Genomic DNA, 25,223 nt, shown 5'->3' on the forward strand with positions numbered 1-25,223 from the left:
TCAATAGCTTAAGGGATTATGCTGTACATTAGCAAATAAATCACACAAATGACCAAAACTCGGAACTGCTATATCAAGATTTTTGCTTTTCCAAAGATCCTCAAGATAACCAGTTATTTGCCTTTGTCCCCAGACAAATAAGCGATATAAGGTATAAATAAACTGAACATATGGTGTGAAATATGTAGGTAGCCTTCCAGATTCTCCTTTAATGTATGGCATCTCATTGATAAAGAGAGATTTTATATCTCCCTTAGGAAAATAAAGACTAATCATTCCTCTCTTTCTTAAACTTTGGTTATATTGAGTCCAGTTTATAACTTTATATTTTGGCTTTTCTCTTTTTCTTGCTACACCTAGTTTAACTCTTTCTTTATGTGGCATTTTTCCAGCTTCTAAATATTAGATCCTTACAATTATAGTTCAAAAAAATAAATACTTGAAATTATTATTTCCTACCCTTCCGAACAATGCCTCTTATCCTACTATAAAGACAATTTAAGTTTTACCACTCCCTCATGCGCCTTATATTTTTTTTGTATATGATAGTTGTAACTGAACTGTAGCTTAATATTATTACTTTGGACGATTATCCCAGCACCTATGTTGTACCCTAACCTTGATGCTCTTGGCATATCTATCTTAATCTCTTGAGAAACTCTCTCATTACTTGTAAATATACCTACTACTTCATTACTTCTTGCTAAGAAACTTCTTTCTATACTTCCTTGTAATGTTGGAATTACTTTAAGGTGCGGATTAATATCTATAGCATTTAATATTACTGTACTACCAATAGTACCACTTAATACTTTCTTATATTTCCCTGAAACCTTTAGAAAATAGTTATATGGTCCTTGTTCATGATATAGACCACCCTGCATATGACAGTACCTTAGACCAATGGTCGGAACTAACTGTATACCACTTGTACATGCATGACGATAACTTACATTCCCTTCCACTCTTATACTATCAGTATAAGACTTACCCTTTTTTTCTACATGCATTCTCTTTTTTATCGTGCTACCTGATATTGAACCCACTGATTGTAAAAAAACATTTCTACCCAAATCTTTTTGCGAGTATATACTAACTACGTGCGAATTAATACGACTTTTACCTAAAGCTTCACTAAATCTTAACATTGAACGAACATTGCTGTAGGCAATACCTAATATATCTTTATCATTATCATTTAACTCTATGTCAACTCCTATTATCACTGCTAGCATTTTAGCTTTATATGATGCTATATCTGCTAATCGCCCTTGTTTGCTAACAGCAAAACCACTGCTTCCCCAAATACCAAATCCAGCAGTCTTCTCATCACCAGCCGCTACCGCTCTAGCAATTTCATCATTTAATTTCATCACCCTACTCTGAATGGCTTGATGATGCATCCTTAGTGATATCATCGTTGCTTCATAATTTGCTTTGAACTGATTTATACTCTCTAATAACCTTAACTGGTTTAGATCACGATTTATAGCCAATTCTGTTGATAATCCTGATAGTTGGTTATTTTCTTCCATATTACCTACTGTAACATCAACATTTTCATATTTTTCTCTCTCTAATTTTACGATGCTATCATTATCCAATGCATCATCTAATAATACTAGATCTCTAGTATCAGTACTTTGATCTTTCATTCCTTGCACTGCTTTATCATTATCCAATGCATCATCTAATAATACTAGATCTCTAGTATCAGTACTTTGATCTTTCATTCCTTGCACTGCTTTATCATTATCCAATGCATCATCTAATAATACTAGATCTCTAGTATCAGTACTTTGATCTTTCATTCCTTGCACTGCTTTATCATTATCCAATGCATCATCTAATAATACTAGATCTCTAGTATCAGTACTTTGATCTTTCATTCCTTGCACTACTCTATAATTATCCAATAAATTTTTCAATGCCATTGAAGTTTTAGCTAGCCTTTCATTCTGTAGTAACATGTTATGTAATTGATTTTCATGATTTAGCAATTTCTCACACTCATAGTTTTTAGGAGACTGATCAACAGTATTATTAAACGCGGGAAATAATTTTTTTTTAGCCTTTGGATTAACTAATATGTGCGATAACTTTGGCTTTTGCGGTGACTTGTCCGGTGTAATTGCAATAACATTAAATGTTATAAACAATATAGCGCATGTAAGAAATAAATATTGATGTTTGTAACTCATTATTGAATCCTTTGTAAGGTTTTGTCACATCTATAAATCATGCTACAGCAAGAGGTTTTGTCGCATCTATAAATCATACTACATCAAGATTGTTAAAACTAAGGTTTTGGACATTATGATGCCATTAACATAGCAAAATTCTCAAAAGTAGAAAGATTATCATTAGCTCCAATTATTTGTCTTTTTTGCATCATACGAATATTTTCTATACCGGTAATAGTCATTTCTGCAGAATGAAAACTCTTAAAACCAAGCATTGGCTTTGTACGTTTTTTGATAAACCTATGATCTTGTTCTACAAGATTATTCAGGTATTTGGTCTGAATAACCTTAATTTTATAATCTTTAGGAACTTCTGTATTCAAATCATTAAGAGCAGCCGTATTACTACCGCTTTTATCAATTACTACTTTCTCAGGAAAATTATTCTCTCTAAAGGCTTTACGAAAAAATGCAAGTGCTGCAGGCTTGTCTCTATGCTTACGTAGCAGAAAGTCTACAGTATTACCAAGACTATCTAGTGCTCTATATAAATAAACCCATTTACCGTTTAATTTAATATAAGTCTCATCCATTCTCCAACTACTACCAACTGGCTTCTTTCTTTTTCTAACCACCTGATCTATCAATGGTACAAATTTTATAACCCATCTTTGTAATGTAGAGTGATCAATTTTTGCTCCCCTTATACTCATCATTTCTTCCAAATCTCGATAACTTAAAGAAAATCGGCATTTCATATAGACAAATAACATTATTATTTCTGGTGAAGAACAAAATCCTTTGAAATATGATAATAATCTTGCAGTAATACGAAACATCTTAACATCTTTTTTAGATCATTATATCAATCTTTTTTCTATTGTCCAACATATGCGACAGAACCATCTATTATCCCTCTTGCTGTCCAAACTAAATCATCTATATAATTTATTGCTATGGATTTTGGATATTGATGACCATAATAACCAGTATTAAAAATATATTGATCTTGATACATAATCCAACCAAATATTTCCTTCCCTGTAGGATGTATAATATTTGATAAAATTTTTCTTATACGATCAGGTACAGATAATTGTAATACCTTATCTAATACTTTATCTTCAATCTTCAAAAATAATTCATAAATGTCTGTATAAAAGTCATCCTCATATTCGTTGAATAATTTTACTATTTGATATTTGATATCTACTTGATTCCATAATGTAATTATTATATTGCTTATTGACACATGTTGTAACGACGGCATTAAGTAATACTTAATAACATCTTCTGCTAAGTTAATGTCTATATCATTTTTTTGTTTTTTTGAGGTGTTAGCTATATTTGCAATATCAAATTTTCTTTTAGTCATTTTATTTTGATCCTTAGTAGTAATATTTAAACAGCAATTCCAAATATGAGATGTATAGATACATAGGGAAATTCTAGCAAAGATACTGATTGAAAATACATAGATGCCAAACCAGATAACATAATATCTGCTATACTATTACTACTATTTACACCCCTTCTATCTTCTATACCAGCAAATTTATCTGCAATCATACTTCTGATTGTACTAAAACTTAAATGTTTCTTTGAATGCATAACTTGATACCAATATAATATTGATATTATCTTAGATAATTTATCCAACTTTGACTACTTTTTTAACTATTCCTCTACGAAAAACTTATTCCATATCCTTTTACTTACCTTCCTTCTATGACATATTTGGAATCGCTGTATCTACTATAGTATTACTGTTATTAGCCGCTCTTGTATCCTTTATTTGCACAAGCTTTTCGGCTATCATATTTCTTATTGCGGTAAAACTTAGATGTTTTTTAGAGTGCATAATTCTATACCAATATTTATTACTAATACTGATATTATTTTAGTGATTTATATGAAAAACTCTACTGTTTTAATATTTTCTCTACGAAAAGTTTATTTTGGATACCAGATACTTCAAGGCTTCCAGCTCATATTTGGAATTGCTGCTATTCAAGCTTTTTGATTTCTTCTTTGGTTAAACCAGTAGACTGAGAGATTATTTCAGTAGACACTCCTGCTTTCTTAAGGTTTTTAGCTACTTCAATATTTCGTTCAGCTTTACCTTCAGCTTTACCTTCAGCTTTACCTTCAGCTTTACCTTCAGCTTTAGCAGTTTCTATTAGGTAATCTTCTGCTGCTTTATTATCCATGATACGTTTAGTTTCTTGCTCATAAGTTAACAATTCTTCTTCCGTCCAGTTAAACTGGTTCAATTCTTCATAAGCTCTCTCTATTACTTGATCTGATCCTATGATCTTACGTAAGTCCGATTCACTTGTTTCATCTGCATGCTTAAAGAAATAACACCACTTCTCTATTATGTTGGTCAGTAAATTTATATCTGTGATTTTAAACTTCGGTAGCTCTATAAAAGTAAAAGAAAAATCCTTTAAATCATGGGCATAGCTATCTTTATCCAAAATAATATGATCAGACTTATAGAATACTTTGTCTTTAAATATAATATTATCGCTAATAGCAATAAATATTACCGATTTTAAATCTATATATCTAGCTCCTTCTTCCTTGCCTTTATTTAACTGCCTTGAGTAGGCTTTAGCTGCATAATACTGAGCTCGCTTCTCAAAACCTTCTTGTGGAGATACTTGCATCTCGATAATAAGCTGCACTCCATTTTCATCTTTACATAACACATCAACTACACTCTGCTTTTTAGCAGCAATCTCCGGTATTTGGATAGTGGGCAAAAATATTACTTCCTTAATTCTATCACTGCTTTTAAGCTCCAATACATCATTAATAAAATGAATCAGAATGTCTTTATTCTTCTCCGAACCAAATATACGGCGAAAGGCAACATCATTTTTAGGATCTAGAAATTTAGTAATAGCCATAAATAGTAATTTTTGATAGTTGTTAATGTTTTGTGGCATTACTCATTATACCATAAAACTCATAAACTACTAGCAAAACTTACGCTATGTTTTATGACAAATGTCTTAATACTGGGGTTTTATTAAAATCCTCCATTATAAAAAAATGCCTTCTAGCCAAGGTTTTTAGTCGCATTTGAAATAACATAGCGTAAGTTTTGCTAGAATATTAAACTTAATATCGCTGCTTCTACAGTTTTGTTAGAACAATAATTTTAATTTTAGTGAACCTTGATGGCTAGAGTATTTTTTTTGTAAGTGACAATTATATTCTACAAATACTTTAATATTACCTTTTTCTGTTATACCAATTGCAATAATTAACACGGTGTATTTATCCAGTCTCTATACATAATTGATTTTACTAAATCTACATTATGAGCAAGTTGATTCCAAGCGTAACAAGCCATAGTGACGATATCTTCATATACACCATAACATTGGTTAGACAAGTAATGATTCTTGATCCATTCCCAAACTTGTTCCATTGCATTAAGTTCCGGTGCATAGGGCGGAAGCGGTATCAAAGTGATATTGCTTGGCACAGTTAGTTTTTTGGCTGTGTGCCAACCTGCATTATCCGTTAGTAAAGCTATATGTCGGTTGCCTTGAATACTGCGAGAAAGGTCTTCTAAGAATTTATTCATTGCCTGTGTGTTTGCATATGGTAAAATTAATGCAAAAGCTTCTCCTGTATCATGGCAAGCAGCTCCATAAATATATGTTGAAATGAATTGCTGTTGCCGAACTTTACGGGGTCTAGTGCCACGCTTAGCCCATATACGAGTTAAGCTACCTTGTTGCCCAACTCGAGTTTCATCCTGAGACCATATATCAACTTTACATCTATCGATATTTTTTGGTAATAATTCTGTTAACATATCTGGAAAGTTTTTTTATATGTATTTTGAGTCTCTTGATTTGACTTTGGATGCATTGAACGAGAAGTAATCCAGCTAAAACCAAGGCGGTGCATAGTATTGTAGACTGTTTTTAACGCACATTTAGCACCATATTCCTCAAGTAACATGATATGTAGTTCCTTTCCAGTTATATACCCACCAGTTTTACTTTCACTGAGCGTATTGATTTTATCAAAAAGAGCAGACTCTTGTATAGTGTTAATCTTCCTAGGGGCACCGCTTCTTTGTGATTCAAATAATCCTTCAAAACCATGATTCCTAAATCTTCTGAGCCATGATTGCACAGTTTTCCAGTGTGACTTCACTATTGCAGATATGGCTTTAAAAGATTTGCCTAATTGAAGGTGATACATCGCCAATAAACGTATACGATTTCGACCATGCGGCTCATGTTTCATCATTTTTATAAAATCATGACCTTCAAAACCTTGCGGTAATATTAACCTAGCTATTTGATTACCTTTTATCAGTTAAAAACCCATTTTATAACACTGCGTTAATTATTGCAATTGGTATTAGTACACTAGCTCCGATATTATAACCCATTTTAGGTTGTTTTGGTAATATAATATTCTGTTCATAGTTTTTATCTTGCCAAACTACCAGCGATTCCAAATATGGCATAGAAGGATGGTAAGTACTAGGATATGGAATAAGTTTTTCGTAGAGGAATAGTCAGAACGCCCTCGCAAAGCGAGGGGCTTGACGGTTATGAGCAGCCCAAAGGGCTGCCATTGTTAATTAAAATTCTCCTGATTCGTCAGAGCCTAAACTATCAAGTTGCTCTTGATTCTTAATGTAGTGTTTGATCTGATTCTCTTCAAATCCTACAGTTGAGACCGCATAACCTCTAGCCCACAACTTTTCTCCATTAAAATTACGTTTTCGTCCACCAAACTGCCTAGCAACGGCTATAGCACTTTTCCCCTTGATATAGCCTATTACTTCAGCTACAGAATATTTAGGAGGAATCTTGATGAGCATATGCACATGATCTTGTACCATATGCCCCTCTATGATCTTGCTCCCACGTTGAAAAGCTAACTCATGGAATACGTTCCCAAGATATTTTCTAACCTTCCCGTACAATTCTTTTTTACGACACTTTGGAATAAACACAATATGATATTTGCAATCCCATTTAGAATGATTTAAACTTTCGTATTTTGTCATATATTTTCTCCTTTGACCGTCAAACCAAAGAAGTTATATATGATAACTTTTTATTTTATACTAAATCTAAAGGCCAAGCCTTGATGGTCTCACTAGTCAAACTAGTGGCTTACCTATCATTGAGTTAAAAAAGTAGTCAAAGTTGGATAAATTATCTAAGATAATATCAATATTATATTGGTATCAAGTTATGCATTCAAAGAAACATTTAAGTTTTAGTGCAATCAGAAGTATGATTGCAGATAAATTTGCTGGTATAGAAGATAGAAGGGGTGTAAATAGTAGTAATAGTATAGCAGATATTATGTTATCTGGTTTGGCGTGTATGTATTTTCAATCAGTATCTTTGCTAGAATTTCAAAGGCGTATGGAAAGGAAGGAACAACGTAATAATCTGCGTAGCATGTTTACAGTACAATCGCTTCCTAGCGATCAGGGGATGAGGAACGTAATAGACCAAGTAGATAGTGACGTAACGTTTAGACCTATTTTCAAAGAATTATTTAGTAAATTACAACGAGGGAAGCATCTAGAACAATATCAAATATTTCCTGGTAAATACTTATTAAATGTTGATGGTACACAATATTACAGCTCTGATAAAGTGAGTTGTAAACGTTGCCTAATTAGAGGGCATAAAAATAACCAATATCATTGTCATCAAGTATTACAAGGGGCTATTGTAAAATTTGGGTTACGACAAGTAATACCAGTAATGCCTGAGGAAATTCGTGTACAAGATGGTGATGAGAAAGAGGATTATGAGACGAATGCTTTCAAGAGATTTTTGACAAGATTTAGAAAGGATCATGATAAATTAGGGATAATAATCAATGCTGATGCCTTATATGCAACAACTCCAGTGATAGAAACAATTCGTGATCATAAAGCTAATTATATTTTTAAAGTAAAACCCAATAATCATAAGACATTAATGGATAATGTTCAATCTGTAGATAAATCAAAGATAGAGACATTGAGCCTTAGAAAGAACAAATTGATAATTGAATGGGTTAATGATGTTGAATTATTTACTAGCACTAAGGTAAAAACAAATTATATAGCGGCATGGGAGCTAGTGCCGCAGAAAGATGGTAGTAACAAAAGTCAGTATTATGGTAAATGGATGGGTTTTGTCGCATCTATAAATCATACTACATCAAGATTGTTAAAGGCTCTGTACAAATAAGTGTGTAAATTTTTCAAAGGTTATATAAAAATATAATATAACAAAAGGAGAAATGATAATGCACCAAAAACAAAATGAAGCAATGAATCAAGCGATAGATTTATTAATAAATAATGATACAGATATATCAACATTACTTAAAGAGGATGGTTTATTAAAACAATTAACCAAACGGCTTGTAGAGAAGGCATTGCAGTCAGAGATGAATAATCACTTAGGATATGATAAATATTGTCATACTGATAGTGATAATGTTCGTAATGGTAGGAATGTAAAGAATCTAGTAACAAATAATGGAGTTGTAGAGATTGAGGTTCCAAGGGATAGAAGTAGTACATTTGAACCTGCATTAATTCCGAAGCGTCAAAGACGTATTGAAGGATTTGATGATAAAATAATATCGTTATACGCTAAAGGAATGAGCTTATCTGATATTAAGATTCAAATGCAAGAATTGTATGGAGCTGACGTTAGCGAAAGTTTAATAAGTCAAATTACTGATGATGTAATTGAGGATGTCAAGATATGGCAAAGCCGACCATTGGATCGAGTATATGCTATAGTATTTTTTGACTGTTTAGTAGTAAAAGTACGTCAAGATAAACGAATTATCAATAAGTCTGTATATGTAGCATTAGGTATTGATTTATGTGGAAGGAAGGATATTTTAGGATTGTGGATCAGTGAAAATGAAGGAGCGAAATTTTGGCTTGGTAATTTTACTGAGATGAAGAACAGAGGTATGCAAGACATGCTTATTGCTTGCAGTGATAATTTAACCGGTATGTCTGAGTCAATAGAAGCAGTTTTTCCGAAAACCGAACATCAATTATGTATTGTACATCAGATTAGAAATAGTTTAAAATATGTATCATATAAAGACCGAAAAGAATTAGCGTCTGATTTAAAGCCTATATATACTGCTAGCACGGAGGAAGAAGCACATCTTGCTTTAGAATCTTTTGAAGCTAAATGGAGTAAACAGTATCCACAAATTGCTAAATCTTGGTATGTTCATTGGGAAAATTTAATGGTTTTTCTAGGATACCCTGAGGCGATAAGGAAAGTAATATACACAACTAATAGTGTAGAATCTGTCAATAGCCAATTACGTAAGGTTACTAAGAATAAACGGGTTTTTCCAAATGATAATGCTGTTTTTAAGACCTTATATTTGGCAATTGATTATATGACCAAGAAATGGGTTATGCCGATTCCAAACTGGAACGCAGCTATGGCTCACTTTTTGATAAAATTTGAAGGTAGAATTTAAGCCCTATGAAAAATTTACACACTTAATTAGAAAGACTCTTGTTAAAACTAAGGTTTTGGACATTATGATGCCATTAACATAGCAAAATTCTCAAAAGTAGAAAGATTATCATTAGCTCCAATTATTTGTCTTTTTTGCATCATACGAATATTTTCTATACCGGTAATAGTCATTTCTGCAGAATGAAAACTCTTAAAACCAAGCATTGGCTTTGTACGTTTTTTGATAAACCTATGATCTTGTTCTACAAGATTATTCAGGTATTTGGTCTGAATAACCTTAATTTTATAATCTTTAGGAACTTCTGTATTCAAATCATTAAGAGCAGCCGTATTACTACCGCTTTTATCAATTACTACTTTCTCAGGAAAATTATTCTCTCTAAAGGCTTTACGAAAAAATGCAAGTGCTGCAGGCTTGTCTCTATGCTTACGTAGCAGAAAGTCTACAGTATTACCAAGACTATCTAGTGCTCTATATAAATAAACCCATTTACCGTTTAATTTAATATAAGTCTCATCCATTCTCCAACTACTACCAACTGGCTTCTTTCTTTTTCTAACCACCTGATCTATCAATGGTACAAATTTTATAACCCATCTTTGTAATGTAGAGTGATCAATTTTTGCTCCCCTTATACTCATCATTTCTTCCAAATCTCGATAACTTAAAGAAAATCGGCATTTCATATAGACAAATAACATTATTATTTCTGGTGAAGAACAAAATCCTTTGAAATATGATAATAATCTTGCAGTAATACGAAACATCTTAACATCTTTTTTAGATCATTATATCAATCTTTTTTCTATTGTCCAACATATGCGACAGAACCAAATGAAGTCATACCACTAGTGAAAAACTTCTTGGCTGCACGTGGGCTACAATTATCACTCGAAAAGTCTCGTATTACTAATATAAGTCAAGGATTTGATTTTCTTGGTTTTCATATTCGTAAATACGGTAAGAAGTTAAAATTTCTTACGAAGCCTACAAAGGCTTCTGTAAAGTCTTTTCTCGCTGATATCAAAGCTACAATCAGAACTAACTTTGGATCAACAACAGAGGACTTGATCCGACTGTTAAACCCAAAGATGATTGGTTGGAGTAACTACTATAGACACTCAGCTGCTTCAAACATCTTTTCTTATATTGATAATCGAATTTATAAGATGCTCTATAGATGGACACGAAAAAGACACTACAATAAAGGATTCCATTGGATTTATCGAAAATACTTCCAACGTATGGATTCCTCAAGAAGGTGGCATTTTCACGCTAAAATTAAGAATAATGATAAGAAAAATATTACTACTTCTTACCTAAACTTAAAATTAGCCGGTGATACCAAAATTAGACGTCATACTAAGATACTTGCGGATGCTCAATCTTATGATCCTAGCTATTTTGAATATTTTCGAAAACGCGAAGAATATAAAAGAGCTTTACCATCTGTTACGAATTGTAGCCGGGTCTATCAAGGCCTTATAAATGCTCGAGCCCAGTACGGTTAAAGTCGTACGCTGGGTTCCTCGGAGAGTGGAGTGCAGTAATGTACTCTGCTTATCCTACAACTAGGATTTAAGCAGATTGTTGATCTCCTGAATAGATAAACCGGTAATACGAGAGATTTCAGGGATAGAGTAATTATTAGAGAACATATTTTTTGCTACTTCAATATTTCGTTCAGCTTTACCTATTTGGATACCTCTAGTTTCACCTATTTGGATACCTTCAGATTTACCTTCGGCTTTAGCAGTTTTTATTATGTAATCCTCAGATGCCTTATTATCTATAATACGTTTAGTCTCTTGCTCATATGTCAGCAATTCTTCTTCTGTCCAATTAAATTGGTTTAGCTCATCGTATGCTCTCTCGATTACTTGATCTGATCCTATGATCTTACGTAAGTCAGCCTCACTAGTTTTATCCGCATGCTTAAAGAAGAAACACCATTTCTCAATTATGTTGGTCAGTAAATTTATATCAGTGATTTTAAACTTTGGTAGCTCTATAAAAGTAAAGGAAAAATCCTTCAAATCATGAGCATAACTATCTTTATCCAAAATAATATGATCAGACTTATAGAACACTTTATCTTTAAAGATAATATTATCACTGATAGCAATAAATATTACCGACTTTAGATCTATATATCTAGCCCCTTCTTCCTTGCCTTTATTTAACTGCCGTGAGTAAGCTTTAGCCGCATAATACTGAGCTCTTTTTTCAAATCCTTCTTGTGGAGATACCTGCATCTCAATAATTAGCTGCACCCCATTTTCATCTTTACATAAAACATCAACTACACTTTGCTTTTTAGCAGCAATCTGCGCTATTTGAATAGTGGGCAAAAATGTTACTTCTTTAATTCTATCACCGTTTTTAAGCTCTAGTACATCATTAATAAAATGAATCAGAATGTCTTTATTCTTTTCTGAACCGAATATACGGCGAAAGGCCACATCATTTTTAGGATCTAGAAATTTAGTAATAGCCATAAATAGTAATTATTAAAAGTTGTTACAGTTCCTACACGTTAGTTATTATAACATAAAGCTAGACAAACTACTAGAATATTAAATAATCCAGCAATTCCAAATATGACATTATAGATACATAGGGAAATTTTAGCATTGTGATTCACTCAACTTTAAGACGAATCATCTATTTTTCTGTTAAAGATTTGTATATATTTTCTTGAATTCTATAAATATTTTTATACAAACTTATCATAATTCACGTTATTGTAATCAATTTGGTAAAAACCAACGGTTAGCAATAAATAAGTCTATTGCTCTAGAAAAAGCTTTTGATAGGTCGAATCTATATTGGCGGGACTCTGTAATCTCGTTTGCCAGCTAATATCTCCCATAACATTTCCATTGATTCAAAGAAAAAAAGGTCTACTAAACTTCTTATTCGTTCCCATAACGACCCTAATCTACCAAATTGCCCCCTCATTTCTTGAAATAATTTATCAACTAATTGGTGTATTTGATGAATAGTAAATGCTAACAAAGTAAAATTGTAGAAATTATAACATAGATTCTCAGAACCATGACCGTAATTATGTTCTATATTATAACCATGATTCTTTAAGCTATTAAAGCATTCATTCTCTATTTTCCAACGTGCTCTTGCTCCGTCTATTATTGTTTTAGCATTATCTGAGGTGATTTCTAGATCAGTAATCCATTTACCATAATACTGACTTTTGTTACTACCATCCTTCTGCGGCACTAGCTCCCATGCCGCTATATAATTTGTTCTTACCTTAGTGCTAGTAAATAATTCAACATTATTAACCCATTCAATTATCAATTTGTTCCTTCTAAGGCTCAATATCTCTATCTTTGATTTATCTACAGATTGAACATTATCCATTAATGTCTTATGATTATTGGGTTTTACTTTAAAAATATAATTAGCTTTATGAACACGAATTGTTTCTATCACTGGAGTTGTTGCATATAAGGCATCAGCATTGATTATTATCCCTAATTTATCATGATCCTTTCTAAATCTTGTCAAAAATCTCTTGAAAGCATTCGTCTCACAATCCTCTTTCTCATCACCATCTTGCACACGAATTTCCTCAGGCATTACTGGTATTACTTGTCGTAACCCAAATTTTACAATAGCCCCTTGTAATACTTGATGACAATGATATTGGTTATTTTTATGCCCTCTAATTAGGCAACGTTTACAACTCACTTTATCAGAGCTGTAATATTGTGTACCATCAACATTTAATAAGTATTTACCAGGAAATATTTGATATTGTTCTAGATGCTTCCCTCGTTGTAATTTACTAAATAATTCTTTGAAAATAGGTCTAAACGCTACATCACTATCGGTTTTGTCGCATCTATAAATCATACTACATCAAGATTGTTAAAACTAAGGTTTTGGACATTATGATGCCATTAACATAGCAAAATTCTCAAAAGTAGAAAGATTATCATTAGCTCCAATTATTTGTCTTTTTTGCATCATACGAATATTTTCTATACCGGTAATAGTCATTTCTGCAGAATGAAAACTCTTAAAACCAAGCATTGGCTTTGTACGTTTTTTGATAAACCTATAATCTTGTTCTACAAGATTATTCAGGTATTTGGTCTGAATAACCTTAATTTTATAATCTTTAGGAACTTCTGTATTCAAATCATTAAGAGCAGCCGTATTACTACCGCTTTTATCAATTACTACTTTCTCAGGAAAATTATTCTCTCTAAAGGCTTTACGAAAAAATGCAAGTGCTGCAGGCTTGTCTCTATGCTTACGTAGCAGAAAGTCTACAATATTACCAAGACTATCTAGTGCTCTATATAAATAAACCCATTTACCGTTTAATTTAATATAAGTCTCATCCATTCTCCAACTACTACCAACTGGCTTCTTTCTTTTTCTAACCACCTGATCTATCAATAGTACAAATTTTATAACCCATCTTTGTAATGTAGAGTGATCAATTTTTGCTCCCCTTATACTCATCATTTCTTCCAAATCTCGATAACTTAAAGAAAATCGGCATTTCATATAGACAAATAACATTATTATTTCTGGTGAAGAACAAAATCCTTTGAAATATGATAATAATCTTGCAGTAATACGAAACATCTTAACATCTTTTTTAGATCATTATATCAATCTTTTTTCTATTGTCCAACATATGCGACAGAACCGCTGATAAAGGTTATATTAAGCAAAATTTGTTCTTAAATTTATATGAAAGAGGCTTAAAAATGATTCATGGAATTAAGAAGAATATGGAAAATAAATTAATAGATTTGAAAGAAAAAATCTTACTTCGAAAGCGTAACTTAATTGAAACAGTTTTTGATTATCTAAAAAATAAAATGAACCTTGAATATACTAGACATAGATCACCAATAAATGCCTTTGTCCATATATTATCTACTCTTGTTGCTTACTCATTAAAGAAAAATAAACCTTCAACAAAATTTGATTTTAATCTACATGTTCACAATATCCTTATCCCGAATTCACGTAATATGATATTTGCAATCCCATTTAGAATGATTTAAACTTTCGTATGTTGTCATATATTTTCTCCTTTGACCGTCAAGCCAAAGAAGTTATATATGATAACTTTTTATTTTATACTAAATCTAAAGGCCAAGCCTTGATGGTCTCACTAGTCAAACTAGTGGCTTACCTATCATTGAGTTATATTGAAACCCAATATTTGTATAATGGACGTAATCTTAAAATTGATGGAGAAGATGTAAGGCAATTTATAAATCATCATACGGCACTCAGATTTGTTAACGAAGGATCTGAAATACTATCTGCAGTAAATTTTATTCAGCATTCAAGAGACGAGCTTATTAAGATATTTAAAAGAGCAGCTAATTTACTAAGAGAGGATGGTCTACAAGCAGGTCTTGATAGATTTGGAGCATTTTCTGATATTTTGTTTTTAAAAATTCTTGATGAGATTTCTGTTCTAAAGATGTTGGGGGGGGCGAGGAGAATACATTAGATGAGTACCTTAGATGGAGTTCATTTTCTCAGAGAAAAGGAAACGAATTGTATCAATATGTGAAAGATGTTGTTTGGATTAAGATTAACAAGAAATATGGTGATATTTTTAGCGAAGCATTCCCTATTAATTCACCTGATATTTTTGAAGAGATTATTTATGAGATTTCAAAACTTAACCTTACAGCTTCAGATAGTGATGTAAATGGTGATGCTTTTGAGTATTTTTTAAAAAATGCTTACCAAGGCATCAAAATTAAAGATTTAGGAGAATATTTTACACCTAGAAATATTGTAAGAACAATGATAAGTATGGTTAATCCTAAAATTGGCGAAACCATTTATGACCCTTTTTGTGGTACAGGAGGGTTTTTAATTGTAGCGTTTAGATATTTAAAAATCAGAACTTCGTTTAACGATGAGATGCAAAATATTCTAAGAAAAAAAACAATTTACGGTTCTGAGATTACTGTAAATGCAAGAATTGCAAAAATGAATATGATTTTGTTCGGAGACGGGCATAGTAATATCAAAAAACAAGACACCCTGTCTGATTATGTAAATCAAAAATATGATATTGTAATTACAAATCCACCATATTCGCAACAAACAAGGTTTGGGTATTTGTATCCAATTCAATCAAATAATGGTGACGCTATTTGTGCTTTGCATTGCTTTGAAGCTTTAACACTGGGTGGTAGAGCTTTGTTTACTTGTAAAAGAAAACTTTCTTTCAGATGGGGGCGATGTTGGAAAGGTAAGAGAGTATATTTTTAATAATTCATCAAATGTTTCTATTGTTTCATTGCCAAGAAAGCTTTTTGAACCTTACACACCAACAAAAACAAGTATTGTGTATTTCGAGAAAAACAGAAAGATATCAAACACATTCTTTTTTGCAGTTAATGCGGTTGGTCATGAACTTGGTTCAAGAAAGAAGCCAATTAAGGACAATGATTTGCCAGCTGCACTTGATGTTTTCAACAGTTAACCACTCTGCACTGCAAGTGCAGAGCTTAATATTACGGCATGAATGCCTCATGTATGTACTAACTTAAAAGTTAGAAACTATTTGTGTATGGCTCATTTAGAAAGTGTCACAACACAAAAAGAATATATCTGTGAAGTGTAAGATTTTGTTAAAAAATATCTTATCTTTTCTTGATAAGATATTTAAAATTTATGTTGAAACGACGCACTGCAAGTGCGGGGTTTTTCTCCCAAAGTGGGACAATAAAAAGACTGTTTTAGAAATTGAATCTGCTATAATAGCATCAACTGAAATCGCCAAGAATGGTTATAGTTTGTGGATTTATGATTATTTTGATATTTTTGCTAATTTAAAAGGTGATATTATAAAACTTGGTAATTATATTGAGGAGATAACAGACAAAACAGACCCCTCTTTACAGCCAATTACAGATTTTAGAATTTTAGGTGTAAGTAATAGTATTGGTGTTTTTGACAATGAAATTTTAAAAGGTGAGGACATAAACCAAAAATACAAGCAGGTTCAAGCTGGAGATTTGGTATATAATCCGCATAGGATTAATGTGGGTTCTTTAGGTTTAGTCTTTGAGGATTTAAGCGGTGGTTATGTAAGTGGTATTTATACCGTCTTTAGAGTTTTAAAAAAATTCCAAGATATTCTACCATCTGAATATTTATTACATGTTTTAAAGTCAAAATATTATTTAGCCATTATTGGCAAATATGATACAAAGTATGGAGCTGTTAGAGCGAATTTAACTTATGAACAGCTTTGTAATATACACATACCATTACTTAAAAAAAATGAAATGAAAGAATTTTTAGAAAAGATAAGTAAACTAAATAATATCACAGAAGAATTTCAGAAAATTAAAAATAATCTTAAAGAATCTATACATGAAATTTTACCTTAATTTTTATAACCTTATTAACCTAAAAGTTTCAGCATTATAAAATGCTAACACAAAAATTTGTCCTGCAATAAGCCAATTGTTATGCCTTAGAAAAAAGTTGATTATCGAGTAACAAATTACATACTATACTACAACTAAATATGCCTTTGGAGAAAGCATGCCATCAAATCAATTATATTTATTTCGAGATATGCGTTTTTTGCCTATCTTCATAGTACAATTTTGTGGTTGTATGAATGATAGTATACTAAAAAATGCTCTAATTATCTTAATTACTTATAAACTATCTAGTCAATTGGTAGAATCAACCCAATTGCTTGTACTTGCTGCTAATACTATTTTTGTATTGCCTTTTGTTATATTTGCAAGTATTGCAGGGCAAGTGGCTGATAGATATGAGCGATCAACTTTAGTTAAAATCATTAAATTATTTGAACTAGCCATAGTGCTTTTCGCTACTTATGGGTTTTTCAATAATAATTTAGTAATACTTTTTTTGTCTATATTTTTTATGGGTATACATTCAACATTTTTTGGACCAATCAAATACAGTGTTCTGCCAGATCATTTATACAAAAATGAACTATTGGGAGCTAATGGATTTGTTGAGGCAGGAACATTTATCTCTATTTTAGTTGGTACTATTATTGGAGGATACTACACTATAAGTGGCAATTTAATCATCACTATTCTGATAATAATTGCTATGGTTGGTGTTGTTGCTAGTTATTTTATGCCAAGATCGAATAATTCTAACTGTGAAATTAAAATAAATTTAAATTTATTTCGTGAAAGTATAGAAATGATTAAATATGCTAAAGCTAAAAAGCAAGTATATTTGGCAATTCTTGGTATATCTTGGTTTTGGTTTATCAGTGCAGCAATACTTGCTCAAATTCCATCTCTTGCCAAAGATACTTTTGGAGCGGATGAAAATGTTGCTAATTTGTTCCTTGCAACATTTTCAATTGGAGTAGGGGTTGGTTCTTTTTGGTGTAGTAAGATTTTTGGAAATGAAATTACCACGAAATATGTTTTTGTCTCGGCACTTGGTATCAGTATATTTGGTATTGATTTATTTTTTGCCAGTCGCATTAGTGCAGTTCATTATGAACCGGAACAGTTAAAGAGTATATTTGTCTTTTTATCTAAAAAGCATAATTGGCGAATCATTATCGATTTATTTTTTATAGCTGCCATTGCGGGGCTGTATATTGTTCCGCTTTTTGCAGTATTACAATATTTGAGTTCTTCAGCTCATCGTAGTAGAATAATTGCTATAAATAATTTTGTTAATGCTATATTTATGGCTGGGTCTACTGTAATACTTTCATTGTTATTCCATTGGGGATATTCGATACCATTTGTTATATTATTTATTAGCCTACTTAACATAGTGGTAGCTTATTATATTTATCAATTAATTCCCGAAGTAAAAATAGTACCTTTTGCTGTTAACCGAGCTATTTTAAAATTTCTTTTTGATTGCATGTACAGAGTGGAAGTAAAAGGTATTGAAAATTTTTATAAAGCTGGTAAAAGATCAGTAGTTATCGCCAATCATATTTCATATCTTGATCCTGCATTACTGGCAACTTATCTACCTGAAGAAATGACTTTTGCCATTAATACAACTATGGCTAAAGTGTGGTGGGTAAAACCATTCTTAACGATGGCAAAAACTTTACCAATTGATCCTTCTAATTCAATGGCTATAAAGAGCTTGATTAGGGAAGTACAAAAAGATAAAAAAGTTGCTATATTCCCTGAAGGAAGAATAAGTATTACTGGTTCCTTAATGAAGATATATGAAGGACCTGGCATGATTGCTGAGAAATCTGATGCGACAATTCTACCTGTAAGAATAGATGGTACACAATTTACTCATTTTTCTAAACTTAAGAATATATTAAAAACACGGATGTTTCCTAAGGTTACTATTACTATTTTGCCACCAGTAAAATTTCCTTCTAAGCCGAATATAGATAATAGGGAAAAGCGTAAATATATAGGTCAGGCTCTTTATGATATCATGGCTGATATGATGTTTGAAAGCTCTGATTATCAGAATACTATATTTCAGTCTCTAATTGAGACAGCAAAAGCTTACGGTTTTAACAAAAAAATAATACAAGATATTGATGATAAATCTGTTACCTATCGCCAATTAATATTGGGATCTTTTACTTTAGCAAATTTAATAAAACAGGATACGGAAGTAGCTGACTATGTAGGTCTTATGTTACCTAACATGGTTGAAACTATGGTTACTTTTTATGCTATGCAAGCCTGCTGCCGTCGACCAGTTATGATTGACTATATGAGTGAGGTGAGCAATATAGTGGCTTCATGTAAAACAACGTCCGTTAAAATGGTATATACTTCAAAACAGTTTGTTGAAAAAGCTGGATTACAGGAAGTGGTAGCAAAAATCTTAGCAGCCAATATAAAAATTATTTACCTTGAAGATTTAACACAAAGAATTGATTTATATTTAAAAATTAAGGCTATTATTGCCAGCTTCTTCCCACAAAGTTATTACAACAATATATGTAGCAGTTATGATGATAATGATCCATCAGTTGTAGTATTTACTTCTGGTATTTCAGCAACAGCTAAAGCTGTAGTATTATCACATAGGAACTTGCAGGCTAATAGATGCCAACTTCTAGCTAAGGTACATTTTAGTCCTGATGATTCTGCCTTTATGGCTTTACCGCTTTTTCACTGTTTTGGTTTATCTGGAACAATAATGATGACACTCAATGCTATACCAGTGTTTCTTTACCCGTCTTCTCTGCATTATAGGAGTATTCCTGAGGTAATATACGATATCGGAGCGACAATTATGTTTGGTACGGATATATTTTTGCATGGTTATGCTGTCTATGCTCATCCTTACGATTTTTATTCTATAAGATACGTATTTGCCAGTAGTGAGAAACTGAGAAAAGACACAAGGGAATTATGGCTTGATAAGTTTGGTATAAGAATTTTTGAAGGATATGGTACGTCAGAAACATCTCCAATAATATCTTGTAATACCCCAATGCATTACCGTGCTGGAAGTGTAGGGCGTTTGATGCCTAAAATAGAATATTATATTAGACCAATTCACAATAGACCTCTTGCAGAATTTGTTTCTGCTGAGGAATTTAAAGAAACCACGGAGCTTCGAACCGTAGCGTACTCAAATGTAGGCGAAGAGCAGAGTACCGGTAGTACGAATAAATTACCAGCAGAAATAGAATTATGCGAGAGGTCTATTGGAATAGAGGGGGTAGGACAACTATTCATCAAAGGACCAAATATTATGCTTGGCTATATGCACTCTAATAATCCCGGAATTATCCACCCTACATCATCAGAAGAATTGGGTTTGGGATGGTATGATACTGGAGATATAGTAAAAATTGATGAAGATGGATATCTTACCTTATTAGGTCGTATTCAGCAATTTGTTACAATAGAAGAAGTAATTACGCTGATATTAATAGAGGATTTAGCTAATATGATCGATGTTGATAGTAAACATGTTGCTATTTGCCCTGATAATGATAATAAAGACAAACAGATTTTTCTATTGACCACAAGTCAGACCATAAATAGTGAAAAATTCATAGAAATAATGCATAAAAATTCAATAGACTCAAACCAAAAGAATATACCAGTTATTATCCCTGTTAAAGAAATACCAATTCTACCAATAGGTAAAGTAAATTATCGGCAAATAACTAAAATGCTTGAAAATTATAGAAAAGTAACTAAAATGCTGAAATAAGGTACATGAGTGTCATATATGGACGGCAATATACTATATAACTTGGACTAATAAACCATTTATAACAAACTAATCTATTTAATAGAAAAATATTATGCATAATGTTGTTGGTAAAGTATTATTAATTATTGTTGTTGTTCTTCTAGCATTATTTGCTTATAAAACTATGAAGACTCCTAGTGCTTCTACTACGGTTTCGATTAACACTCTCGATCAGCAAGTGTTAGACAGAAAAGAAGAAGTGGAAAAAACTGAACAAATTATAAAAGAATATTTATTAAATAATCCCGAAATAATCATTCAGGCAATAGAAGGTCTTCAGCAGCGTAAAATGCAAGAAATGGAAATAAAAACTGGCGAATATATAAAAGATAATAAATCTGAAATAGAAGATTCTCTTACATCTCCTGTACTTGGTAACCCGAATGGAGATGTAGTCATCGCTACTTTTTATGATTATAATTGTAGTTATTGTAGAAAAGGTCATAACTTTATTAACCAGTTAATCAAATTAGATACGGGGGTTAAAGTCGTTTTAAAACCGTTCCCGATTCTTGGTGATGCATCTAATTATGCTGCAACTATTGCTTTAGCTGTTTATAAAACCACTCCGAGTAAGTTTCAAGATATTCATAATGGTTTAATGGACTTAAAATCTATTACCAAAGAATCTGTAGAAAAATTGTTACTAGTAAATGATCTAAATCCTGAAGTAATTGCGGAAGAAATCAATAAAGATGAAATAAAAAATCTCATCGACAAAAATGTTAAGTTAGCAAAGGGTTTAAAAATACAGGGAGTACCTGCTTATATTATTAATGGTAAATTAATAGCAGGAATGGTAGATCTAGACCAATTGCAGACGATAGTTGCTGATATACGAAGTCAAAATAAGTAGTTTTGCTGTTATCCGAGCTACGGTGCATGGAGACTTTGCCTAAAAATACCAATGTAAGTAGTCTCCCCGTCAAAAGTGCTAAAAATTAAGAAAAATTCAAAATTTAATACCTTAGCCAAAAATTCTTGTATAAAATTTGAGAGTTTAATTTTTTTGATTTAAATTTTTGGTACAAAAAGATGATTTTTAGAGAATTTTTGCATGATGATTTATTAACGATTTTGTAATTATTTGATTATTTTTTTACTGACTAATTTCTATGTAGAAAAATTTGTTTTGAGTAAATGATTCGCAATACACCGTAAGTTCAATCCTACAGCGGAAATTAACGGATTAATGACATCTCCTATTACCCCTTTCAGGTAGTTTCTGCCAACTCTACCATAACTTTTAAGATGCCCTATTATCGGTTCTATGGCACTCCGTCTCTTGAGCATTGCCTTATCATCTGACGATAGTTTCTTCTTGCAATATGGGCTATACACTTTGCCCTTCTCCTTAAAATTATTCCCCTTGTAACCTGAGTCAACAAAGGTTCTTGCTACTTCAACTCCTGTTAATTCTTTTACAATCTCTACAGTCTCCGATAATGTATGCCCATCATATGGATTGCCATGAAAAGATTTTGTCCCTAATACAAAGTTACCCCGACCACTTACTGCTATCGAAACCTTATTACCAAACTCGTATGGCTTGTTTAATTTCCCTTTACCAATGCACTCTACCTCCGGTGCATGAAAACTATATAATATTTTATTCTCTTCTTTATATTGTTCTTTTTCTGCTTTACTCAATATAGATTGTACTTGTATCTTTTTTATCTTATTCAGTATTTCTTGTTGTCTTGCCGATAAACTTAACTTTGCTTTAGCTATTTCTCGCTGACATATCCTAACTAAACGACCCAGTAATACTTTTAAATGCCTCATTATTTTCTTACGCTTCTTGGCTTTACTATTATCCTTATATTTCCATAATTTTAATATATCTCTTTTATATTGCTTGGCATATATTTCATTTAACTTGATGCCTAAGGCATGACATAGCTTTACTAGCTCTATTCTTGCCTTATCCATCAAGTACACATCATGGGGATACTTAATATTCTTAATTTGTACAGTAGTATCAACTATTATCGATGCTAAGTCTTTTTTTTTACTACACCTGCTTTGCATCCGATTCTTATCAGCTCCTTTAATATCTCATTGTAGCCATCTTCTCCTAATATAGTACGAAACCGACGGATACTAGCTTCTGATATTTCAGCATCTTTCTGCAAATATTCCCAACCACAAAAATACTGCCAATATACGTTCTCTCTTAACTCTTCCTCAGTCGCTGCATCTGACAGGTTATACATCGCTTGCAGCATAGTCACCCCAAGTAACAGGCGGTGACATCTGCGATTCCTACCAAATTTCTTAATATCAACATTTGCTGACAACCATTCCTCTAAACTAGACCAATTTATTAATGATCTTAATTTATATAATTTATTATTGTGGTTTAATTCTTCGGTCAGTTTGTAACCAAAAAGTTGTCCTTGTCTTTGCAACTTTGTTATATTTTCTATCGGCATTAATCAGATAATCCTTAAGTTTTTTGCCAATATTATAGCTTTTTCTTATGGATTCTCTATATATTTTTATCTGCTAAGCATATTATATATTATCCTTCTAGACTTTTGACGGGGAGACTAAGTAATGGTACTACAAGACCAAAAACGATATCGACAACGCAATTCTTCAAAGTAGCACCACTACGCATTATGTAAAAACAAACTATTAGAAGCAGTTTGTTAGGAGCTAACACTTGATAAGTGCTATCAAGTTCATAATGGAAGAAGCAAAAATGCTCGAAAATCAATATGTTAGATAGTTGTTTCCTAGAAGAGGATACACCTAATAACTCAAAATCAACATATCTCGATCTATTCTGAAACCTTTAAAACGCTCTAATAACGACATGCCTAGTAACGATACGTCAAGACCGCCAGTACCTATGTGAGCTTCAACATTTCTAAAAAAAGCTCCTCTACCAATCTCAACACTATTTAATCTCACGGGAGCAGCCCTACTCGTACCATTAGCTGTAGAGTAAGTTCTAGTGTAATTTAGTTTTGATAAGTCAAATCCCAGCATTTTAGCATCGTTAGTAGTAAGGGCAACATCACTTGCTCCGGTATCAATCATAAACTTAATCTTTACCCCATTTACTAGTGCATTAATATAAAAATGCCCATCGCTACTACGACTAATCACTAACTCCCCTTGTTTATTGACCCAATTATATGATGGTATTAGTACGGTATATGATGGTATTAGTACGGATATGACTCTTTGAGCGACGTAATTTAACTCAAACTTGAAAGCATAACTAGTAATTATAATTAAGAAAATTCCGCCCCAAGTTAATAATTGAATAGAGAGTATCCTTATACCTTTTTGACTAAAGGAATTATAAACTATACTGATAATCACCAAAATCATTATAAAACAAGTTATACTTTTTTGGTTATCCCAAGAAAAAGCAGCAAATTGTGCAGCTACTAGTTTACGTGCACAGAAAGTAATGACAATACTAATGCATAGAATAATTATTAACTTTATAAGACTTTTATTACTCACATTAAATCACCTATATTCTCTAAAAATAATCTTGCTCTATGAGATTTGGGTTTTTCAAAAAACTCTACTGCCGGCTGATCAGCTAAAACTTGTCCGTGATTCATAAAAATGATCCTATCCGCTATCGCTTTGGCAAATTTAATATGGTGAGTAACAACAATCATCGTCATTTGACTTTTTAATAAAGAGATAATTTCAATAATATCTTTAATATTTTCAGGATCTAAAGCTGAAGTAGGCTCGTCAAATAACATTATTTCTGGATTCATCATCAAGGCTCGGCAAATCGCCACTCTTTGTTTCTGTCCCCCAGATAAATTGACAGGAAAGGCGGTAATTCTTTGTCTTAAACCAAATTGTTCTAATAATTTCTCTGCCTTAGCAATGGCAGCCATTTGCTTCATTCCTAAAATATTAACAGGAGCATATATTAAATTATCTTGGACATTTAAGTGCGGAAAAAGATTAAACGCTTGAAAAACCATGCCAATTTTAAGACAAAGTTTCCTTTTATTTTTTTGCGTCAATTTTTTGTCATCGATTAACACATGCCCACTGGTGGGAACTTCTAAAGCATTGATAATTCGCAATAAAGTAGATTTACCACTACCAGAAGATCCTATAATCGCTATAGTTTCTTTTTTCTTGAACTCAAGACTAATATCTTTAACAGCATAGGTTTTGCCATAATTTCTTGAAACCTTATCGAGTATTATCATATACTCCTAATAATTTGAAAAGTTGATAGACCTACGTGAATTCGGGATGAGAATTAACTAATTTTTATCCCGAATTGGGGTAACTCAG

General features: G+C 32.1%; 27 protein-coding genes. 10 read left to right on the forward strand and 17 right to left on the reverse strand.

Features of this window, described 5'->3' with window-relative positions:
• From AAHN00_RS08100 to tnpA, 9 genes are all read right to left on the reverse strand, one after another.
• Positions 1 to 384, reverse strand: coding sequence for a transposase (locus AAHN00_RS08100; protein WP_342270956.1), 384 nt, complete (start codon positions 382 to 384; stop codon positions 1 to 3).
• A 101-nt stretch (positions 385 to 485) separates the two neighbouring features.
• Entirely contained in the window at positions 486 to 2,201 is a 1,716-nt protein-coding gene (locus AAHN00_RS08105) for an autotransporter outer membrane beta-barrel domain-containing protein (RefSeq protein WP_342270957.1), read from the reverse strand.
• A 113-nt stretch (positions 2,202 to 2,314) separates the two neighbouring features.
• Positions 2,315 to 3,022 carry an IS6 family transposase gene (locus AAHN00_RS08110; RefSeq protein WP_342270905.1) on the reverse strand — a complete coding sequence of 236 codons (708 nt, stop codon included), beginning with the start codon at positions 3,020 to 3,022 and terminating at the stop codon, positions 2,315 to 2,317.
• Between the two features lie 38 nt (positions 3,023 to 3,060).
• The gene (locus tag AAHN00_RS08115) at positions 3,061 to 3,558 is read right to left on the reverse strand and encodes a hypothetical protein (protein ID WP_342270958.1); all 498 of its coding nucleotides are present in this window, start codon (positions 3,556 to 3,558) and stop codon (positions 3,061 to 3,063) included.
• 26 nt (positions 3,559 to 3,584) lie between these two features.
• Positions 3,585 to 3,794 carry a hypothetical protein gene (locus tag AAHN00_RS08120; RefSeq protein WP_342270959.1) on the reverse strand — a complete coding sequence of 70 codons (210 nt, stop codon included), beginning with the start codon at positions 3,792 to 3,794 and terminating at the stop codon, positions 3,585 to 3,587.
• Between the two features lie 395 nt (positions 3,795 to 4,189).
• Positions 4,190 to 5,098 carry an Rpn family recombination-promoting nuclease/putative transposase gene (locus tag AAHN00_RS08125; RefSeq protein ID WP_342270960.1) on the reverse strand — a complete coding sequence of 303 codons (909 nt, stop codon included), beginning with the start codon at positions 5,096 to 5,098 and terminating at the stop codon, positions 4,190 to 4,192.
• Between the two features lie 359 nt (positions 5,099 to 5,457).
• Positions 5,458 to 6,018, reverse strand: a complete 561-nt coding sequence (locus AAHN00_RS08130) for an IS630 family transposase (protein ID WP_342270961.1) — start codon at positions 6,016 to 6,018, stop codon at positions 5,458 to 5,460.
• Entirely contained in the window at positions 6,012 to 6,461 is a 450-nt protein-coding gene (locus AAHN00_RS08135; protein ID WP_342270962.1) for a helix-turn-helix domain-containing protein, read from the reverse strand. The genes AAHN00_RS08130 and AAHN00_RS08135 overlap by 7 nt, the downstream gene beginning before the upstream one ends.
• A 340-nt stretch (positions 6,462 to 6,801) precedes the next feature.
• On the reverse strand, positions 6,802 to 7,233 hold the full coding sequence (tnpA, locus tag AAHN00_RS08140; protein WP_342270963.1) for an IS200/IS605 family transposase: 432 nt from the start codon (positions 7,231 to 7,233) through the stop codon (positions 6,802 to 6,804).
• A gap of 142 nt (positions 7,234 to 7,375) precedes the next feature.
• Between tnpA and AAHN00_RS08145 the strand changes: the two genes are divergently transcribed.
• Together AAHN00_RS08145 and AAHN00_RS08150 are read left to right on the forward strand one after the other, a co-directional pair.
• A complete protein-coding gene (locus AAHN00_RS08145) occupies positions 7,376 to 8,422 on the forward strand; it encodes a transposase (RefSeq protein WP_342270964.1) in 1,047 nt (348 codons plus the stop codon).
• A gap of 58 nt (positions 8,423 to 8,480) precedes the next feature.
• Entirely contained in the window at positions 8,481 to 9,695 is a 1,215-nt protein-coding gene (locus AAHN00_RS08150; RefSeq protein WP_342270965.1) for an IS256 family transposase, read from the forward strand.
• A gap of 62 nt (positions 9,696 to 9,757) precedes the next feature.
• Here the strand turns inward: AAHN00_RS08150 and AAHN00_RS08155 are convergent, their stop codons facing one another.
• Positions 9,758 to 10,465 (reverse strand): IS6 family transposase, encoded by a 708-nt coding sequence (locus AAHN00_RS08155; RefSeq protein ID WP_342270905.1) that lies wholly within the window; start codon positions 10,463 to 10,465, stop codon positions 9,758 to 9,760.
• Positions 10,466 to 10,561: 96 nt separating this feature from the next.
• On the opposite strand from AAHN00_RS08155, the gene AAHN00_RS08160 reads away from it, so the two are divergent.
• Entirely contained in the window at positions 10,562 to 11,209 is a 648-nt protein-coding gene (locus AAHN00_RS08160) for a group II intron maturase-specific domain-containing protein (RefSeq protein WP_342270966.1), read from the forward strand.
• 60 nt (positions 11,210 to 11,269) lie between these two features.
• On the opposite strand, the gene AAHN00_RS08165 is transcribed toward AAHN00_RS08160, so the two are convergent.
• The 3 genes from AAHN00_RS08165 to AAHN00_RS08175 form a co-directional block, all read right to left on the reverse strand.
• Positions 11,270 to 12,196: an Rpn family recombination-promoting nuclease/putative transposase gene (locus tag AAHN00_RS08165; RefSeq protein ID WP_342270967.1), complete on the reverse strand. Its 927-nt coding sequence runs from the start codon at positions 12,194 to 12,196 to the stop codon at positions 11,270 to 11,272.
• A gap of 325 nt (positions 12,197 to 12,521) precedes the next feature.
• A complete protein-coding gene (locus AAHN00_RS08170) occupies positions 12,522 to 13,577 on the reverse strand; it encodes a transposase (RefSeq protein WP_342270968.1) in 1,056 nt (351 codons plus the stop codon).
• A 36-nt stretch (positions 13,578 to 13,613) separates the two neighbouring features.
• Positions 13,614 to 14,321, reverse strand: coding sequence for an IS6 family transposase (locus tag AAHN00_RS08175; RefSeq protein ID WP_342270969.1), 708 nt, complete (start codon positions 14,319 to 14,321; stop codon positions 13,614 to 13,616).
• A 41-nt stretch (positions 14,322 to 14,362) separates the two neighbouring features.
• On the opposite strand from AAHN00_RS08175, the gene AAHN00_RS08180 reads away from it, so the two are divergent.
• From AAHN00_RS08180 to AAHN00_RS08210, 7 genes are all read left to right on the forward strand, one after another.
• Positions 14,363 to 14,749 (forward strand): transposase, encoded by a 387-nt coding sequence (locus AAHN00_RS08180; RefSeq protein ID WP_410521374.1) that lies wholly within the window; start codon positions 14,363 to 14,365, stop codon positions 14,747 to 14,749.
• A gap of 8 nt (positions 14,750 to 14,757) precedes the next feature.
• Positions 14,758 to 15,207, forward strand: a complete 450-nt coding sequence (locus AAHN00_RS08185) for a hypothetical protein (protein WP_342270970.1) — start codon at positions 14,758 to 14,760, stop codon at positions 15,205 to 15,207.
• 59 nt (positions 15,208 to 15,266) lie between these two features.
• The gene (locus AAHN00_RS08190) at positions 15,267 to 15,983 is read left to right on the forward strand and encodes a class I SAM-dependent DNA methyltransferase (protein WP_342270971.1); all 717 of its coding nucleotides are present in this window, start codon (positions 15,267 to 15,269) and stop codon (positions 15,981 to 15,983) included.
• Positions 15,901 to 16,197 (forward strand): N-6 DNA methylase, encoded by a 297-nt coding sequence (locus AAHN00_RS15105; RefSeq protein ID WP_410521375.1) that lies wholly within the window; start codon positions 15,901 to 15,903, stop codon positions 16,195 to 16,197. Before AAHN00_RS08190 ends, AAHN00_RS15105 begins: the two co-directional genes overlap by 83 nt.
• Before the next feature lie 103 nt (positions 16,198 to 16,300).
• Positions 16,301 to 17,110, forward strand: a complete 810-nt coding sequence (locus tag AAHN00_RS08200) for a hypothetical protein (protein WP_342270973.1) — start codon at positions 16,301 to 16,303, stop codon at positions 17,108 to 17,110.
• Positions 17,111 to 17,267: 157 nt separating this feature from the next.
• Positions 17,268 to 20,891, forward strand: coding sequence for an acyl-[ACP]--phospholipid O-acyltransferase (locus AAHN00_RS08205; RefSeq protein WP_410521376.1), 3,624 nt, complete (start codon positions 17,268 to 17,270; stop codon positions 20,889 to 20,891).
• 94 nt (positions 20,892 to 20,985) lie between these two features.
• Positions 20,986 to 21,789 (forward strand): DsbA family protein, encoded by an 804-nt coding sequence (locus AAHN00_RS08210; RefSeq protein WP_341748067.1) that lies wholly within the window; start codon positions 20,986 to 20,988, stop codon positions 21,787 to 21,789.
• A gap of 257 nt (positions 21,790 to 22,046) precedes the next feature.
• Here the strand turns inward: AAHN00_RS08210 and AAHN00_RS08215 are convergent, their stop codons facing one another.
• From AAHN00_RS08215 to AAHN00_RS08230, 4 genes are all read right to left on the reverse strand, one after another.
• A complete protein-coding gene (locus AAHN00_RS08215) occupies positions 22,047 to 22,964 on the reverse strand; it encodes a transposase (protein WP_342270974.1) in 918 nt (305 codons plus the stop codon).
• Positions 22,931 to 23,368 (reverse strand): transposase, encoded by a 438-nt coding sequence (locus AAHN00_RS08220; RefSeq protein ID WP_342270975.1) that lies wholly within the window; start codon positions 23,366 to 23,368, stop codon positions 22,931 to 22,933. Before AAHN00_RS08220 ends, AAHN00_RS08215 begins: the two co-directional genes overlap by 34 nt.
• 322 nt (positions 23,369 to 23,690) lie before the next feature.
• Entirely contained in the window at positions 23,691 to 24,416 is a 726-nt protein-coding gene (locus AAHN00_RS08225; protein WP_342270976.1) for a TIGR02281 family clan AA aspartic protease, read from the reverse strand.
• Positions 24,413 to 25,135, reverse strand: coding sequence for an amino acid ABC transporter ATP-binding protein (locus AAHN00_RS08230; RefSeq protein ID WP_341751450.1), 723 nt, complete (start codon positions 25,133 to 25,135; stop codon positions 24,413 to 24,415). The genes AAHN00_RS08225 and AAHN00_RS08230 overlap by 4 nt, the downstream gene beginning before the upstream one ends.
• Positions 25,136 to 25,223 lie beyond the last annotated feature (88 nt).

Origin of the sequence: Candidatus Tisiphia endosymbiont of Parasteatoda lunata (assembly GCF_964030955.1) — a bacterium.
GTDB lineage: Bacteria > Pseudomonadota > Alphaproteobacteria > Rickettsiales > Rickettsiaceae > Tisiphia.

What these genes read in the sequence shown, in the direction of transcription:
- AAHN00_RS08110 (WP_342270905.1), bottom strand. Translation starts at nt 3,022, where the DNA reads ATGTTTCGTATTACTGCAAGATTATTATCATATTTCAAAGGATTTTGT.
- AAHN00_RS08155 (WP_342270905.1), bottom strand. Translation starts at nt 10,465, where the DNA reads ATGTTTCGTATTACTGCAAGATTATTATCATATTTCAAAGGATTTTGT.
- AAHN00_RS08135 (WP_342270962.1), bottom strand. Translation starts at nt 6,461, where the DNA reads ATGATGAAACATGAGCCGCATGGTCGAAATCGTATACGTTTATTGGCG.
- AAHN00_RS08165 (WP_342270967.1), bottom strand. Translation starts at nt 12,196, where the DNA reads ATGGCTATTACTAAATTTCTAGATCCTAAAAATGATGTGGCCTTTCGC.
- AAHN00_RS08115 (WP_342270958.1), bottom strand. Translation starts at nt 3,558, where the DNA reads ATGACTAAAAGAAAATTTGATATTGCAAATATAGCTAACACCTCAAAA.
- AAHN00_RS08175 (WP_342270969.1), bottom strand. Translation starts at nt 14,321, where the DNA reads ATGTTTCGTATTACTGCAAGATTATTATCATATTTCAAAGGATTTTGT.
- AAHN00_RS08170 (WP_342270968.1), bottom strand. Translation starts at nt 13,577, where the DNA reads ATGATTTATAGATGCGACAAAACCGATAGTGATGTAGCGTTTAGACCT.
- AAHN00_RS08210 (WP_341748067.1), top strand. Translation starts at nt 20,986, where the DNA reads ATGCATAATGTTGTTGGTAAAGTATTATTAATTATTGTTGTTGTTCTT.
- AAHN00_RS08185 (WP_342270970.1), top strand. Translation starts at nt 14,758, where the DNA reads ATGTTGTCATATATTTTCTCCTTTGACCGTCAAGCCAAAGAAGTTATA.
- AAHN00_RS08130 (WP_342270961.1), bottom strand. Translation starts at nt 6,018, where the DNA reads ATGTTAACAGAATTATTACCAAAAAATATCGATAGATGTAAAGTTGAT.
- AAHN00_RS08215 (WP_342270974.1), bottom strand. Translation starts at nt 22,964, where the DNA reads ATGCAAAGCAGGTGTAGTAAAAAAAAAGACTTAGCATCGATAATAGTT.
- tnpA (WP_342270963.1), bottom strand. Translation starts at nt 7,233, where the DNA reads ATGACAAAATACGAAAGTTTAAATCATTCTAAATGGGATTGCAAATAT.
- AAHN00_RS08100 (WP_342270956.1), bottom strand. Translation starts at nt 384, where the DNA reads ATGCCACATAAAGAAAGAGTTAAACTAGGTGTAGCAAGAAAAAGAGAA.
- AAHN00_RS08205 (WP_410521376.1), top strand. Translation starts at nt 17,268, where the DNA reads ATGCCATCAAATCAATTATATTTATTTCGAGATATGCGTTTTTTGCCT.
- AAHN00_RS08105 (WP_342270957.1), bottom strand. Translation starts at nt 2,201, where the DNA reads ATGAGTTACAAACATCAATATTTATTTCTTACATGCGCTATATTGTTT.
- AAHN00_RS08120 (WP_342270959.1), bottom strand. Translation starts at nt 3,794, where the DNA reads ATGCATTCAAAGAAACATTTAAGTTTTAGTACAATCAGAAGTATGATT.
- AAHN00_RS08150 (WP_342270965.1), top strand. Translation starts at nt 8,481, where the DNA reads ATGCACCAAAAACAAAATGAAGCAATGAATCAAGCGATAGATTTATTA.
- AAHN00_RS08220 (WP_342270975.1), bottom strand. Translation starts at nt 23,368, where the DNA reads ATGCCGATAGAAAATATAACAAAGTTGCAAAGACAAGGACAACTTTTT.
- AAHN00_RS08230 (WP_341751450.1), bottom strand. Translation starts at nt 25,135, where the DNA reads ATGATAATACTCGATAAGGTTTCAAGAAATTATGGCAAAACCTATGCT.
- AAHN00_RS08125 (WP_342270960.1), bottom strand. Translation starts at nt 5,098, where the DNA reads ATGGCTATTACTAAATTTCTAGATCCTAAAAATGATGTTGCCTTTCGC.